The 16223-nt window shown below is 52.3% G+C and carries 11 protein-coding genes; 1 reads left to right on the top strand and 10 read right to left on the bottom strand.

Annotated elements, in window-relative coordinates:
• Positions 1–3: 3 nt before the first annotated feature.
• From MHI42_RS01285 to MHI42_RS01255, 7 genes are all read right to left on the bottom strand, one after another.
• Positions 4–8460 carry an SDR family NAD(P)-dependent oxidoreductase gene (locus MHI42_RS01285; RefSeq protein WP_342422451.1) on the bottom strand — a complete coding sequence of 2819 codons (8457 nt, stop codon included), beginning with the start codon at positions 8458–8460 and terminating at the stop codon, positions 4–6.
• Positions 8450–9040 carry an indolepyruvate oxidoreductase subunit beta gene (locus tag MHI42_RS01280; protein ID WP_342422450.1) on the bottom strand — a complete coding sequence of 197 codons (591 nt, stop codon included), beginning with the start codon at positions 9038–9040 and terminating at the stop codon, positions 8450–8452. The genes MHI42_RS01285 and MHI42_RS01280 overlap by 11 nt, the downstream gene beginning before the upstream one ends.
• Positions 9041–9047: 7 nt before the next feature.
• A complete protein-coding gene (iorA, locus tag MHI42_RS01275) occupies positions 9048–10784 on the bottom strand; it encodes an indolepyruvate ferredoxin oxidoreductase subunit alpha (protein WP_342422449.1) in 1737 nt (578 codons plus the stop codon).
• Positions 10785–11201: 417 nt separating this feature from the next.
• Entirely contained in the window at positions 11202–11651 is a 450-nt protein-coding gene (locus MHI42_RS01270) for a YdeI/OmpD-associated family protein (RefSeq protein ID WP_342422448.1), read from the bottom strand.
• A gap of 185 nt (positions 11652–11836) precedes the next feature.
• Positions 11837–12817, bottom strand: a complete 981-nt coding sequence (locus tag MHI42_RS01265) for a patatin-like phospholipase family protein (protein WP_342422447.1) — start codon at positions 12815–12817, stop codon at positions 11837–11839.
• Between the two features lie 144 nt (positions 12818–12961).
• On the bottom strand, positions 12962–13153 hold the full coding sequence (locus MHI42_RS01260; protein WP_171715704.1) for a hypothetical protein: 192 nt from the start codon (positions 13151–13153) through the stop codon (positions 12962–12964).
• A gap of 77 nt (positions 13154–13230) precedes the next feature.
• A complete protein-coding gene (locus MHI42_RS01255) occupies positions 13231–13575 on the bottom strand; it encodes a hypothetical protein (protein WP_340986943.1) in 345 nt (114 codons plus the stop codon).
• A gap of 242 nt (positions 13576–13817) precedes the next feature.
• Here MHI42_RS01255 and MHI42_RS01250 point away from each other — a divergent pair, with 242 nt between their 5' ends.
• Positions 13818–14165, top strand: coding sequence for a ribosomal protein L7/L12 (locus MHI42_RS01250; RefSeq protein ID WP_042137651.1), 348 nt, complete (start codon positions 13818–13820; stop codon positions 14163–14165).
• A gap of 98 nt (positions 14166–14263) precedes the next feature.
• Here MHI42_RS01250 and MHI42_RS01245 read toward each other — a convergent pair whose 3' ends face one another.
• The 3 genes from MHI42_RS01245 to MHI42_RS01235 are packed head-to-tail and all read right to left on the bottom strand — an operon-like array spanning position 14264 to position 16141.
• The gene (locus tag MHI42_RS01245) at positions 14264–14902 is read right to left on the bottom strand and encodes an ABC-2 transporter permease (protein ID WP_342424665.1); all 639 of its coding nucleotides are present in this window, start codon (positions 14900–14902) and stop codon (positions 14264–14266) included.
• Positions 14895–15764 carry an ABC transporter ATP-binding protein gene (locus tag MHI42_RS01240; RefSeq protein WP_342422446.1) on the bottom strand — a complete coding sequence of 290 codons (870 nt, stop codon included), beginning with the start codon at positions 15762–15764 and terminating at the stop codon, positions 14895–14897. Before MHI42_RS01240 ends, MHI42_RS01245 begins: the two co-directional genes overlap by 8 nt.
• Positions 15761–16141 (bottom strand): GntR family transcriptional regulator, encoded by a 381-nt coding sequence (locus MHI42_RS01235; RefSeq protein ID WP_042137658.1) that lies wholly within the window; start codon positions 16139–16141, stop codon positions 15761–15763. Before MHI42_RS01235 ends, MHI42_RS01240 begins: the two co-directional genes overlap by 4 nt.
• Positions 16142–16223: the final 82 nt, after the last annotated feature.

Genomic DNA, 16223 nt, shown 5'->3' with positions numbered 1-16223 from the left:
GCATTAGCTCCCCTCCAGTAAGAGTTCAAGTTCATTCAGATCTATAGGGCTATCCACTGCCAGCCCGGAGTTCCCGGAGGCCGCAAATCCCGTTCCTGCTGTCTCCAGAATATGGGCAGTCAGCAGCCGTACCGTGTTGTAATTGAACAAATCATTAGAATGCAGTGCAAGGCCGAGCCGGTCGTTCAGCTTGTCTACCAATTCCAGCGTCAAGACTGAATTCACGCCCAGTTCCGAGAATGGAAGATCGGAGTTAACCTCTCCGGCCTCCAAATAAATGACCTCCTCCAGGGTGCGGTTCAGACATTGCTCCACCGAGTCTGCAGACGTGTCTACATATCCGATCGATTCTGCCGGAGTCACGGTTTGCGGAGTCTGTGAAGTTTGTGGCCGAAGGCTCCTGTTCTGCTCATCACAGGCCGGTTCCGATTCCCAATCCGGCTCCGCTTCAATCGTGTAGCGATTGGCCTCAGCGGCAGCTGCCGAGAAGCCATTGCCGATCCAATATCTCTTCTTGTCAAAAATATAATTCGGCAGCGGGATCACCCGTCCACCGCTGCGTTCATCATGCAGCAGCTTCCAGTCTATCTTCGCCTTCAGCAGCCAGAGCTGGGCAATCTGCGGCAATTGTCTGTTGCGAACCGCGCTGGTGATAAACTGATGCCCGGATTCGTTCTGGAACAGAATGGCGGCAATATCACGCTGCGGGTCCAGGCTGCCTGTGTAGACATCCGGCAAATTCGGTTCTCCGGAAGCAAAGCGGATTAACACTTCCCTAAGCTCCCCGATATCCCGGCTGACAATGGCCACTCTCTCGGCAAAAGCTTCCCGCCCAACCTGCAGCGTATAAGCGACATCCTCTAGTCGCAGTGTATATCCTTCTGTATCGGCGGCATCCATCTCCGCCGCACTAGCGACAGCAGTCTCGGCGTAAGCCTGGGTATCAAATCCGATCCCGGCATTCCTCTGGTTAAGCTCAGCCAATTCCAGATGATTCATCAGCTCACGCAGCGACCGGTTAGCCCCTAGCGTGCTGTCGGCAGCATGTTCCTGAACCAGCTCATTGATGGCATCGGCCAGCCTAACCTGGTGCACAGCATCCGCGCACAGCTCAGTCAGAATTTCGTCGTAGTCGATCTGCCCGGGGTTCACGCCAAGCACTTCCGCGACAACGTCCAGACAGCGGTTACGGACAGCCTGTAATCGGGCGGCTATTAGCTCACTTGTGTCCACAGCCCGTCCCCCCGTCCGGTGGCGGGCGATAAATGCCGCGAGCTGCCGTGCCTGCGCCTGCAGCTTGTCCCTGCTCTTGGCGGACAGCACGATGAGCTGCTCCTCACTCTGCGCTGCAGGAGGTACGTCCGGCTCATATTGCTCAATCACAATATGGGCGTTGGTGCCGCCTGCCCCGAAGGAGCTGATGCCCGCCCTGAGCGGCTGAACCTTCAGCCCATCCGGCGTCTCCTCCTTAAGCGGCTTCCACGGCTGGAGCGAACGCTGTACATAGAACGGCGTTTTGGCAAAATCTATATTCTCGTTGAGCTGTTCCGCAAGAATTGAAGGCACCAGCTGCTTGTGCTTCATCTGTAGCAGTACCTTGGTCAAGGAAGCCATACCGGCTGCCGATTCGAGATGTCCGATATTGCTCTTGACCGAGCCAATGGCGCAAAACTGCGTTTTGGCGGTGAATTTCTTGAACGCCTTCGTTAACCCGGCCACCTCGATCGGGTCTCCCAGCGCGGTTCCGGTACCATGGGCCTCAATGTAACTGATCTGCTCGGGATGCACGCCAGACCTCCGCAGCGCCTCCTCTATCAGCTCGGACTGGGCATTTGGATTAGGCACAGTATAAGAACTGACCTTGCCGCCGTGATTGACCGCCGTTCCTTTGATTAAGCCATAGACAGGGTCCCCGTCACGGAGCGCCGCCTCCAGCGGCTTCAGCAGAACCGCGCCAACGCCTTCACCGGGAACATAGCCGTCCCCGCCCTGGCCGAAGGCCCGGCACTTGCCTTCCGTGGAGCCGAATCGCTGATCGGTCAGGAAGATATATTTTGCCGGATGCACTAGGGTGTTGACACTACCGGCCACCGCCATTTCACTCTCACCATGCCGGATGCTCTCGCAGGCCATATGGATAGCCACCAGCGCAGACGAGCACATCGTATCAATGGCCAGGCTCGGTCCCTTGAAGTTGAAATGATATGAAATCCGGTTGGCAATGGACGCAAACGAAGAACGGACATCCATGAGCCGGCCGTTATTGTATTGCTCGGCACCTAGCAGCTGATAATGGGAATTCATAACGCCGATGAATACGCCAACCTTCTTGCCGGAGAGAGTATCCGCGGCAGCTCCCGCATCCTCCAGCGTGTGGTAGGTGGTCTGGAGCATGAGCCGCTCCTGCGGGTCCATCAGCTCCGCTTCCCGAGGGGAGATATGGAAGAATCCGGCATCGAACTTCTCGACATCCTTCATGAACGCTCCCCACTTGGTGTACACTTTGCCCGGCTTGCCTTTCTCAGGATGGTAATCCTTGCGGTAATCCCAGCGCTCCGGCGGAATCTCCGTAATGCAGTCCTGCCCCCCGCTTAGCACATCCCAGAATTCCTCCAGCGTATCCGCCATCGGGTACTGTCCGCTTAAGCCAATAATCGCAATATCCCCGCTTACTGCTTCTGCACCCTGATGCCGGGACATGGCGGGGGCAGCTTCCTCTTTTACAGCCGCTTCCTGTACAGTTCCCGTTTGTGCTGCCATCACTTCTGGCATCACTTGTTCCGCCGCTTCATCCACTACTGCTTCTTGTTGCTCCGTTCCCCTACTCTGCCCTGACTCCCCGGCGGACTGCTGAAAGAATTCCGCATGATTATCCATAAAGAATGCCGCCAGAAGGGCAATCGTGCTGTATTCAAAGAAAAGTGTGCTTGGCAAATCGGAGAAGTCCTTGCCCAGTATTCCATTCAGCTCCATGATCATGATGGAATCGATGCCGTATTTGGAGAAGTCGGCTGAGGCTTCAAGCTGCGCTGCCGGAACCCCGGTCGCCTGCGACACGACTCCCTTCAAGTACTGCTGAATAGCTTCCTCCACCTTAACGTTGGGGACAAGACCGCTATGAAGCGGCTGCTGCTGGATTGGCGGAACCGGAAGCTTCAGTGGAGCTGTTGCCCCGCCCGTTACCGTTACCGCTGCTGCCCGCTGCCGCTCATGAACACTCTGCGCGGAAGCATTCAGCACCCTCTCCTGCTGCGGCTTCTCTTCTGTAACTGCCGCAAGTACCCGGCTCACCTGCTGCCGTTCTCCGCAGGCTACAATAATACGGGATTCACCCGTGCGGACCAGCTGCTCCAGTAGTTCAAGACCGGCCTGTGTATCCAGCTGCTCCATCCCGGCCTGCTGGCGGTATTGTACGGCTTCCTCTCCGGACAACTGCATCGCGCCGTCATTCCACACCGGCCAGTTGATAGACACCGAGGCACCTGAACGCATACCCTCCTTAACCTGCTCAGCCCGGAGTAAGGCAAAGCGGTCGAGATAGCTGTTCGCCGCCGCATAAGTACCTCTGGCGAAATCTCCAATGATTGCGGAAACGGACGAGAAAAGCACGAAGAAATCCAGCTTCTCCTGCTGCGTAGCTTCATCCAGGTTGACCGCTCCCTGGATCTTGGGCAGCAGCACTTCTGCCATCTGTTCAGGACTGGCTTCCATCAGTGGGTGCTCACCGAGCACTCCGGCACAATGAATGACGCCGTGAATGGAATGAAAAGCCTCTTGGGCCTGCGCCACAATCTCGGCGGCAGTCTGCCGCTCCGCGATATCACCAGGCAAGTAAATAACCTGCCCGGGATAACTCTGCAGCCGCTCAAGCTCACGGCTTCTCGGTTCATCCAGTGCGGATCTTCCGGTCAGCACCACATTGGCTTCATAATTCCGCAGGGCAAATTCGGCCACGGCAAGTCCCAGCTTACCCATTCCGCCGGTAATCAGGTAGGTACCCTGTTTGCGGAAACCACTGAACTTTGCTTCGGGTAGTGACTCCAGCGGAAGGATCACACGGCCGGCTCTCGCTCCGCCTGTATAACTAATTTCCACAAATGACGCCTGCTTGCGGTACAGCAGCTCTTGCGCCGCGTAGAACGGAATTTCTTCAGCATGGTCGCAATAGATTACGGTCGGGATGAAGCTGCGGTTGGTGGCCTGAAGGGCCTTGGACAGCCCCCGCAGCATTCCCGCTCCCGGCTGGCTGCCGCTGCGGACTGCGCCAAGCAAGAAGCGGACCTGATCCTGGGAATAGAGCTGAGTAACCGCCTTGAACAGATACAGAACCGGATAAAAAGCGTTCAGGATCTCTGCCTGTTCCCCATCCCACTCATACAGAATAGCGTCAATCCTTATCCCCTTAGCCAGCAGCTCCGTGAGCAGCCTGCCATAATCCGCTTCCTGTTCAGGCCGGATGCTGTATTCCAGACTTCCGGCAGCTGCGCTGTAGTCCGCTCCCGGATTCACAATAATGATGTTGTCCGGAACCATATGCTCCCGGGCGAATGCTTCTGCCAGCCGGTGAGCCTTCCCTTTGTCCCGGACCATATAAAGCATATTCTTCACTTCGGCCTTGCTGATCCCTTCACTATGGCCGCCAAGCCCCCCGGCTTCCGGAAGCTGGGCTTCCTGCCAGCGCTCAGTGTACAGGTGAATACGGCTTGCCGCACTAACCGCATTGGTTGGCTGAATGGCCCGGATCGTGAAGTCTCTGGCCTCCACCAGCACTTCCCCCTGCTCATTCAGAATGTAGACATTGAACCGCTTCATCCCCGCTGCCTTGCCTGCGGTCTCCGGTACGATCTCCGCATAGGAATAGCAGCTTGGCGTCAGCCTGCCGTAGATGCGGACTTCACCGAGTGCGAACGGAATATGCAATCTTAGCTGCTTGTACGCCTCGGCTCCGCCGATCCAGGTCACTGCCCGCAGCGCAGCATCAACAAGGGACGGGTGCAGCATATATTGGCTAAATGCAGGCAGCAGGTCCGGAGGAAGGTCGAGCTTCTCCAGCGAATCTCCGCTTCCGCACAATGCTTCTGTTGTAGCCTGGAAGCTTGGCCCATATTGAAAACCGATGGAGCTTCCAAACACCTCGTTGTAGCAGAAATCCTTGGCAATTCTGACTCCGCCCCGGGCCTGAATAGCGTCAAGCTTGAAGCTGCGCCGCTCCGCCTGCTGTGCAGTCCCGGTATAGAGCTTGCCTGTGCAATGAATAAGCCGGGTACCGTTCTCCGCGGTATACACCTGGAACTTCATATATCCTGATTCGGGAGTGAGCTGTATATAGGCATCCCGTGTATCGGCCACTTCCAGCCGGTTCACCCATAGCACATCTTTAATGGAATGCACCTGCGTCCTGGCCGCGAATTCGCCGGCCGCCCTGACCATCTCCAGATAAGCGACTCCCGGCAAAATCACCCGTTCATCCACAATATGCTCGCCAACATAGAAATCGCTCACCTTAAGTGTCTTCACGAATAGCAGCCGCTCCGGGCTGGACTTCGCCAGATCAATCATCGGATGGCTCTGAGCCGGAGCGGCCTGAGGGGCCGCCATCCAATGCGAAGAACGGTTAAAGGCATAGCCGGGCAATGGCTGCTTCTTGAAGCTTCCGCCGGGATACAGCCTGCTCCATTCCAAATCTGCGCCAGCCAGCCATAGCTTCAGCAGAACCTCATGGAACCCGAAGGCTCCGTCACTCTGAGGCGATAATGCTGCCGTTTCCTTATCCCCTGCACACAGCCGGATCACCTCAGACTGCAGGACGCTCTGCCCGGCACATTGCTCCTGAAGCTGTTCTCTCCAGCTTGCGGGCCCGGCAATTTCGTCCATATGCTGATTGGCTTCATGCAGACAGGTATAGGGGACATTTAAATTCAATTGCTCCTGCCGTTCATTGAGCTGATTCCGGACAGCTTCGAGTACTCCAGCCTCTTCCTCATCAGAGGAAGTTAACAGCCGGACGGCCATTTCCTTGGATATGACCTCATCCAGAACAAGCTGGACCCATTCACTAAGCCGCGCATCACTTAAAGTGATGCGTTCCGACAAATCCCATTTCTGATTCAGCTTCAGCAGCGAACCGTAGGCGATCAATAGCAGAAGAACACGCTGCCGCTCCATTGCCTGGCCGCCCTCACCGGCAGCTAACAACTGCTCCTGATGCAGCAGCGAGTCTGTGGACAGCTTCGCTGCCTGCAGCGCCGGGGATTGATCCCAATCCCGCAAATATTTCTTAAAGGTAAATTGGGTTCGGCTGAGTATTCTGGCTTTCTCCACATAATGCCTGAACGCCGCAGCGTCAGCACCGGTGATGCATACATTGCGCAAGCCGGCAATATACGCCGGGCCAATGTTAATACGGTGAATCTTCACTTGATGAACAGGGTCTATGAAGGTCAGCTCCGGTCTTTGCAGCACCGTTTCCGCAAGAGTAGCCCTGCCGGTCAGAATGTCATACGCCTGAACAGGCGTAATCATTCCGCTGACCGCCATTGCTAGCAGCGTCCCTTGCTGCTCACCGCTCACGGATGCGACATCTACTCCCAGGCTGATCAGGACTTTAGCCAGCGTATAATTAATCAGGAAAGAGTAGGCGGCAAGCTTATCCTTGTTCCATTTGGCAATTGTAAGGCCACTCCGGATAGCGGCCGGCCCGCCGCGCAGCTCAGTTTCGGCAATAACCTCTTCAAGAACTTCGCGGATATACGGCTCTTCCATCACGCTCTTAATCTCCGTGTATCCTGTATAGATGACATTGGTGAAATGTACCGACCAGCGCTTGCGGCCCGGCTCCAGCCGCTCAACAGCGGAGGCAGCGGATTGCAGATACTCGGCTAGCTCCTGCCTGCTCCGGATGACAGCGCCGATTCTGTATTCCCGGCAATGGCGTCTGCCTGCAAGCAGCGTTTTGCATAACTCTCCGATGGATACGTCCGCTATCTCCGGCGAATTCAGATGAGACTTCCAGACGGCTATACTCTCGTTCAAACTGTCGCTATTCAGGGCAGAGAGAGTGAAGAGCTGCGCACCCGGTACGGATTTGTTACTGGCTCTGGCCGGTTTCGGTTGCTCGTAGGCCTCAAGAATCACATGGGCATTGACTCCGCCGAAGCCAAAGCCGCTTACGCCCGCCCGCAGCGGGGTCTGTTCATTGACCGGCACCCACTCCGTGTTGTCCGTGGCTACCTTAAACGGGGTATGCTCCCAGTCCAGCAGCGGATTCAGACCGGTAAGGTTGAGCAGCTTGGGAATAGTCTTATGCTTCATCATCAGCAGCACCCGGATGATCCCGGCAACGCCGGAGGCACTTGCCAAATGTCCGATATTGGTCTTGACCGAGCCAATGGTGCAGAACTGTTCCTGATCGGTGTACTGCCTGAACACCTGGGTCAGCGCTTCGACTTCAATCGGATCGCCAAGAGCGGTTCCGGTGCCATGCGCCTCAATATAATTGACGGTCGAAGCATCTACCCGGGCTTGCCGCAAAGCGGCTTCAACCAATTCCTTTTGCGCTTTCATGCTCGGTGCAGCGATGGTCTGTGAAGCGCCGCAGTGGTTCACTGCCGTTCCCCGGATAATGCCGTAGATATGGTTGCCGTCCCGCACCGCATCCTCCAGCTTCTGCAGCAGCAGGACGCCAACGCCCTCTCCCTGCACAAATCCGTCCGCATTCTCGTCAAAAGCCTTGCATTGTCCGTCCCGGCTCATCATATTCGACTTGGAGAAGGTCACGTACCGCCAAGGATGATAGGCCAGGCACACGCCTGCCGCTATGGCATACTTCGCTTCTCCGGCCTGGAGATTCTGTCTTGCTTTGTGAACAGCAACCAGTGAAGAGGAGCAAGCGGTATCCAGAGAGAGGCTCTCTCCGGTCAGGCCCAGAGTATGCGAGATACGGTTCGCCGCAATACATTCGAAGTTGCCGAGGCCCGCATAGTGATCGACCTTATCACCGCCGGTCAATGCAATCAGACCGTAGTCATTGCCGGTAACCCCGACATACACAGAAGTCCGTTCCTTCTGGAGTTCCGCCAGCGGAATCCCTGAATCCTCAAGACAATGCCATGTTTCCTCCAGCAGAATCCGCTGCTGGGGGTCCATGCTCGCCACCTCTCTGGGTGACAAGTTAAAGAAGGTATTGTCGAACTTGTCGATGCCGGATAATGAAGCACAGTATTTCACAAACTGATCATTGTCCCAGCCGAGGTCCGCCTCATTCTTCAGTCCGTATCTTCCGTTCTGCCAGCGGTCATAACTGATAGGCTTGACGGAATTCACATGATTGATCATGTTGTTCCAGTAGCTGCTGTAATTCTCTGCCTCTGGGAATCTGCACCCGATGCCGACAATCGCCACATCCTGCCCTGCTGCAGCCCTCCGCGGCTTAAGCTTGCTTGCCGAAGCCTTAGAGCTCATATACCGTCTCCTTTTCTTCGACAACCCGTTGTTCCCTCATCCCTCTAAGCAGAGAGAGAATGCTGTCCTCCTGGTACTGCTTCTTGATATACTTCTCCATCGTGCTCTTCCAGGCCCCGAATTCAAATCCAAGCGCCTGCAGCAGTGCGCCCAGCATGACGAAATTCTCATTCCGCACATTTCCCGTTTCCTTGGCAATGGCAGTTCCTTCGACATAAGTGACATGCTTGTACCGGCTGAAGCTGTCCTCGTACTTTCCTTTGTATGTATCTTCATTCAGCTCTGCCAGATTGACGAGCATCCGCCCCTCCTGTTTCAGGAAGCTTCCCCAGCGCAGCGCTTCGATCTGATCGAAGCCGACAATATAGTCCGCTGTGCCCATTTCAATCAGGGGAGAGTAGATTTTGTCGCCAAAACGAACCTGTGCATGCACGCTTCCGCCTCTTTGCGACATACCGTGCACCTCGGAGACCTTCACGTCATACCCGAGCGCAACCAGTCCCTGGGATAACACATTGGTTACAGTAATGACACCTTTTCCGCCCACACCGGCTAAAATAATGCTTGTAGCTGCTGTCATAGGTCGCTTAAGCCTCCTTAATGCTGTCATAGGGACAAACCTGCTGGCAGATGCTGCAGCCCTTGCAGTCCAGCGGATCAATCATGATTTGGCGGTCCACAATTTTGATTGCCGAGCAGCCTAGCATAGTGCATTTTTTGCAATTCACACAAGTAACATTGTCAATGATGTATTTTTTTGTCGGTTCCGCTTTGCTTTTGAGAAGTTCACAAGGATGTCTGGAGATGATTACGAACGGTTCAGTGCTGTGCTTGGCTGTGTCCACACACTGCTGCGTTTCTTGGAGGTTGGTGGGGTCTAGTATTCTGAGGTTGTCCGGTTTAATGCCCAGTGCGAGCACAATATCTTCAATCCGTATGGCTTCCGACGTGCTGCCCTGCAGTGTGCGCCCGGTGCCCGGGTTCTCCTGATTGCCGGTCATAGATGTGGATCGATTGTCCAGGATACAGATGACAATCGGAGTCTTGTTGTAAACTGCGTTCAGCAGTCCGGTCATACCTGAGTGAAAAAAGGTGGAGTCACCGATGAAGGCGAATACCTTCTTGCCCATCGGTTTGAAATCCTGAGTCCGCTGCATGCCCGTTGCCATAGAGATGGAGGCGCCCATGCAGAGCACGGTGTCTAGCGCCTTGATCGGCTCGGTGCCGCCCAGCGTATAACAGCCGATATCCCCGGCGGCAATAATGTCCCTGTGCTGCTTGACTGCGCTGTACAATCCGAGATAACCGCAGCCTGCACACAGCCTAGGCGGCCTAGGCGGTACTTGGACACCCTCGTAGCAGTCGAATTCTTCACGGGTGATCGCTTTTCTGATAATTTCCGGGTTCAGCTCGCCGCAGACGGGAATGATCTCCTTACCGGTACAGGCAATGCCCATCGCTTTAAGTGAGGTTTCGATGAAGGGCTCGCCCTCCTCGACGACATAGATTGTTTTGGCCCATGCAGCGAATTCTTTGGCCTTCTCGTCCGGAAAAGGATAACTCATACCCAGCTTCAGCACGGATACCGTATCTCCGAACACTTCCTTAACATATTGATAGGATATTCCGCTCGTCACTATGCCGATCTCCGGAGAGCTGTACTCTATTACATTTAGAGGGGAGGCATTGGAGTATGCCTGAATATCCAGGAGATTCGCTTCGATTTCCAGATGCCGCTTTCTGGAGATGGCCGGAAGGAGCAGCCTGTCCAGCTTGTTTTTCTTATAGTTCTTGAATTTCTCCTCCACCGCCAGGTCTTCCTGAAAGTGAACAATCCCCTTCGAATGGGACACCCGGGTTGTGGTCCTGAACAGGACAGGCGTATTGAAGCGCTCGCTGATCTCGTAGGCTTCTACAATCATATCCTTGCATTCCTGGGAGCTGGTCGGCTCGAGCAGCGGCATCTTGGCATGACTGGCATAAATGCGGTTGTCTTGTTCGTTCTGCGAGGAATGGATCCCCGGATCATCTGCCGAAACAATGACCAGACCGGCATTTACACCTTCATAGGTCATATTGAACAGCGGGTCTGCCGCCACATTCACCCCTACGTGCTTCATGGTGGTCAGGCTGCGGATACCGGCGATACAAGCGCCTGCTGCTACTTCCAGAGCTACCTTTTCGTTGGGTGCCCACTCGGCATACACGCCCTCATAGACACTGATGCTCTCGACAATTTCCGTACTCGGTGTTCCGGGATAGGATGAAATGATTTTACAATTTGCTTCATAAGCGCCTCTTGCAATTGCCTCATTACCCATCATTAGAGCTTTCATCGGATCGTCCTCTCGTTCATCTCATTTAACAGAACCACGCGGCTGAATTTCTCCCAAATCACAGATTACATATTTAACATTTATAGGCTCTTACTACTTATATATAGGCTATAATCAATATTATAGTGTTACTATTAACTTTGTTACTTTTTTTTAATAAATTCCTGCCTTTCAGTTCCTTAATCTGCTAATTTTCACAAAATTGAAATAATTAAAAAGCCTGCAACCTTTTATTGCAGACTTTTCAAATAAAAACGTATATTTTTCTTTTATAGTATTTATTGTCGATTCCCCTCAAAAGGCCAAATGGACCAGACCGTCCTTCATAGATACCGGATTGTGGGTACAGAGAAGCATTCCAAATCCGTTTGCAGTGCCATTGTCCTTTAGGTCCTTCAACAGGATTCATTTATCTTTCAGTGTGTTAATTAAAGCCAGTATGCGGTTAATCTTCGTCTCTTCCTTTTTGGCGAGCTCGATGTAATGTATCTGCTCCCGCTTAAGATAATCTGGCTGATCCAGGAATGGATCAAGCATATCGTGATCTTCAAGGTTTCTGGTGATGTAGTCCGGCACCACAATATTACGGCTCTCCTCATCTTTTGTAAGAATGACATGGAGTTTGTCACCGGGCTTTTTAAGTACGGCTCTTCGGATGAATTCATTATATACAAAATAATGCCCGTTTCTTGACGGCAGCAGCGTATGTTCGAACCGGTGTCCGTCAACGGTAATTTTAACCGGCACTTTACCGTTCGTATCGAATATTTCCTTCACTGCATAAGGGAAATACACTACTTTCCATTTCATTTTGCCTTCCAGCATCTTGATCTCGCTATCAAATTCATACTCCATCTTAAGCATCACTCCTCATTATAAAGAAGCTTCAATATCCACTTTGTCTCACACTTCGGCATTGTGTCTATATTCTTGATCTCTATAAAAGAAACCTTCACATTCCCGGCAATGCTATTGGCAAATTTGTGAATCCCCAGACAAAAGGCTACTGCTCCTCAATGTGGAAGTAGTAGCCTTGGGTTTCAGTGATAAATACCGGACTCCTGCTGCGATTCACCGGAAAAGGGCTGAACCGGCAATGCTGCATGATTTTCTCTGAATTTATGCTTATAGTCTTCGAAATCCCATGTCTCCAGGAATTTATCTGCCGCAGTGTGGCCGGATGAGAGCAAGAAATGCTTATCTTCTTCCGTCAATTCGAACTTTGTCGTCGTTACTTTACCAGTAGGAATAAATATTGTGCGCTCTTCCGCATGTTTGTCTACATGTCTTTGATCATGAGCCTGCAGCATGGTTTTGAACATCCCTTTGAGTAAAGAGACCGGACCATTGATCTCTATCGATTGGGCATAGGTTCGCCTTTCCGACAGTCTGAATCCGAAGGTTGGCCACCGCGGGACTCCATCTACGTCAAACAGCCAGATCGGATAATTGCTAAGCATTCCTCCGTCCAGCATATAATAGGGTTTCTTCTGCAGGGGCGTATGCCAGACATAGGGTTGAAAAAAGAAAGGCAGCGTGGTGCTCATCCGAACTGCTGCGGCTATGGGGAATTCGGACGCCTTCAGACCATAGTGAGGCAAATCATTAGGAAAAACTGCAATCCGCCCATTGCTTATATTCGAGACTATTATCGAAAGCTTGCCTTCGGGAATATCTCCAAACGTTACAACTTTCTTACGCTTCAGCCATTCCGTCATTACCTGTTCTAAAATGTGGTTGCTGTAAATGCCTGACTTCATCATTAACGGAAGCGTTTTGTTCAAGATCGGCAGGCTGTTCATTCTGGTACGCCCGAGCAGCTTCATATAGTCCAGCGAGCTCATCAGCTCTCTGATTTCAGCACTATTGTAACCGCAGGCCAACAAAGCTGCGACGATCGCGCCGGCAGAAGTCCCCGCAAGCTTGTTCCAGGTATATCCTCTGGATTCCATCACTTCAATGGCTCCTACAAAAGCAATTCCCTTTACGCCACCGCCTTCAAAGACTGCATCTGCCTCCACCTGAGTACCCCTCCTGTTACAAATAAAAGATGTATCTGTAAGTATGTGTTGGATACTCTGATTTATTCACCTGTAAAACAACAAAAAGCGGATGCACCAGGACCATGAAACCAGTCTTGGACAGCCGCTTGTTGGGGAGACAGATCAAAAGATCCACATGATCACAAAAATGAAAAAGGCAATGACAGCTATGGCAATAACCAGATCGGATATTTGCCTCCATAAGCCTGGAGGGCCTTCGGTGTGATACTTCTGCGCATTCACGTCATGGTTGGCTTTATGCCCGCCGGGATCAGTCGAATTCGCATGTGGTCCCGGATTAAAGAAGTCACCCATGAAATCACCTCCCTTTCCATGATTATACACCATTTAATCTCACTTTTGATTCATTTGTCCTGAAACAGCACTTATTGTTAAAAAGCGATTTGCACCGATCCGTCCTCGTAAATATCGACCCGCTGGGTGCATAGGAGCATGCCGAGTCCGGAAGCGGTGCCTTTGGTCTTCAAATCCTGCTGTCTGCGCTCCCATAGCTCGCGGTCGTGGATGATGTCATACAAGTAATAGCTCTCAGCGTTAGCCGCTTCCATCTCCTCCACAAAAATGAACCCGCCCGGGAACATGCTGCGGAACCACTGGGCCGCTTCCAGGTGAGAATGGAATACCGGAAGCTCCTGCTCAAACCGCTCTGACAAATAACGCTGCTTCAGCCGGCCGATCCTTACATAATACTCTTCAAGATTGTACGGAGTTATCACCGGTAAGCCCCCCATCTCCATAAATATTTGAAATTTCGCATAAAAATATCATACTTTTAGAGGGATGAATATGACATTCTGCATGAAACGGGATGAAGTCTGTTCAACCGGCCCCGCAGAACTACGTATGATCTGTTCCTAATTCAAGATTGAAGTGTTCATTCTTCTGCTCAGCGGGTAGTAGAATATGATAGGTCTAGTTACTGTGATCGATGCTATAAGGGCAGAAAGGAGCCGCTCCCATGGACAATACGGATATTATCGCAATTCTGGCTTTGGTTCTTGTGTTGCTGCTTATGTTAAGTGTGTTCCGTCTGAAAAAGCGCGTAACAGAGCTGGAGTCTCAGTTGGCGCAGAGGGACGCATATGGGGGACCTGCAGGAGCTGGAGGCAGGATGGCCGGCATTCCGACCCCGCTGTTCGTGCAGAACCCGGAGATTGCTCCTGATCTGGAGCGGAGGCTGCATCTGCTGCTGGCGGAGGGCAAGAAGATTCAGGCGATTAAGGTAATGCGGGAAGCACGGAATTTATCCCTGAAGGATGCCAAGGACTTCATCGACAATCTGGAGCAAGGCGGCACCTTCCGCTGAGCTGCCCCTGCAGAACCAAAAACGACCCCGTCCTCCACTTTATAGTGGAAGCTGAGGTCGTTTTTTATGGTGCCGGATTGCCGGCAGCCCGGCTGGGGTTATACGTCCTTTTTAACAAAAATCCGCAAAGAGAGCAGATAAGAGCCGTAGATAATAACAAGATAGGCCAGAACACCAATAACGGGCAGAAGCGTGCTGTCCAGCCTGCCGGTCTGGAACCATTCTGCAAGTGCCGGAAACCGTTCAGATAAACTTTTGAATGCCGTGACGTTCAGCATGATTAACATGATGAATACGAAATTGACGACTTGCATGCCCTTTTGTCCCAGCCAATAATACAGCGGCAGATAGAAGGAAGCAAGCAGCGGAAAAGACGCGGCCGCAAGGCCCAGCTCTCTCCAGCGGAGCGGAGCGTCTATCTTCCCCATCGCAAATGCAAACAAATAGAGCAGCAGTGTGCAGAGGATGCTGAAGGCCAAGAAAGGAATGAGCGTTAAATATTTGGCCTGAATCAGACGCTGCCTCGGTACCGGAAGACTGACAAGAAATTTCTGATTGTTATGCTGCATATCAATAGTGCAGGCATTGATCAGCAGCAGCATGGCCGGAAACAGCGAGAACATAGTGTAGGCATCCGCATTCGTATATCCCATGAGTATATAATACGGCACCAGCAGCAGAATGAATTTCCGGGTAAGGATGAAGTCTTTGCGGATCAGATGCAGGGAGCTATACATGCGCTTCACTTCCTTTTACCGTAAAATACATGATTTCTTCCAGAGTAGGCGTCTCGCAGATAGCCGTATCCCTGAAATACTGTTCGCCCTCCGCACGGTTGCTGATCAGACCCTCGAACCCCAGTCCGCTCTCGCGGATGCCGACGAACCAGCGCCGGACATCACGGTCGAGCAGCTCCTTCCCGCCTTTGATCAGGAGGTAACGCTCGCTGATACTCTCTTTCATCTCATTGAAAACAATCCGCCCCTCGTTGATGAATACAATATAGTCGGCAATCCGGTCCAGATCCATCGTGTTATGGGTGGAGAACAGAATCGATTTCTTCTCGTCCTGAATATGCTCACTGAGCAGCTCCAGCATCTCTCTGCGGAAAATCGGATCAAGCCCCGAGGTAGGCTCATCCATAATCAGCAGATCGGCACCATGGGATAAGGCGATGGCGAGCGAGAATTTGATTTTCATCCCCTTGGACAGATCCTTAATCTTCTTGCCTGGCGGAAGCTTGAACAGCTCCTGAAACTTCACATATGTATCTTCATTCCAGCGGGTGTAGAACGGCGCGATAACTCTCTTCATCTGCTTGACGGTGAGATTCTCATAATAGATATTCTCATCTGAGACGTACCCAATCCGCTCCTTGACCGCTGCTTGATATAGCTGGTTATTCTGACCCAACATCGTGATATTGCCTTGATCCGGGTAGATCATACCCATCATCATTTTGATCAGCGAGGTTTTGCCTGCACCGTTCGGGCCGATCAGGCCTGTAATAAAACCTTCCTTGATGGACAATGAGATATCCCTCAGCTCAAACCGGTCGTAGCTTTTGGTTAAATGGTCTAACCGGATTACATCGCTCATTCCTGTTCCTCCTCATAGAGCAGTTTCAGCATCTCCGCCAGTTCGGCATACTCCATGCCCAGCAGTCTGCTCTCATCAATGATTTCTTTCAGCTTGCCCTCTACAATCCGCAGCCGCTGCTCCCGGATATATTCCTGATCTGCCCCGGAGACAAAAGAGCCCTTGCCGACAATAGAGTTAATCAGCCCTTCACGCTCCAGCTCCTCGTAAGCCCGCTTCGTGGTAATGACACTGATCTGTAGCTCCTTGGCCAATAAGCGGATCGATGGCAACGGCGTACCGGAGACCAGTTCCCCTTGCAGAATCATCTGGCGGACTTGTCCCACAATCTGGGCGTAGATCGGTTCACCGGATGTACTTGATATCAAAATATTCATGCAGCAGCACCAGCGTCCTTTGCGGTATTTGTATTTAATGTATATATATAATATATACACTATGTCCAGTGGTGTCAATCCT

Source organism: Paenibacillus sp. FSL E2-0178 (assembly GCF_038593005.1).
Classification (GTDB): domain Bacteria; phylum Bacillota; class Bacilli; order Paenibacillales; family Paenibacillaceae; genus Paenibacillus_AQ; species Paenibacillus_AQ phytohabitans.
The sequence above is the reverse complement of the archived record's forward strand: the minus strand, read 5'-3'. Positions and strand labels throughout refer to the sequence as shown.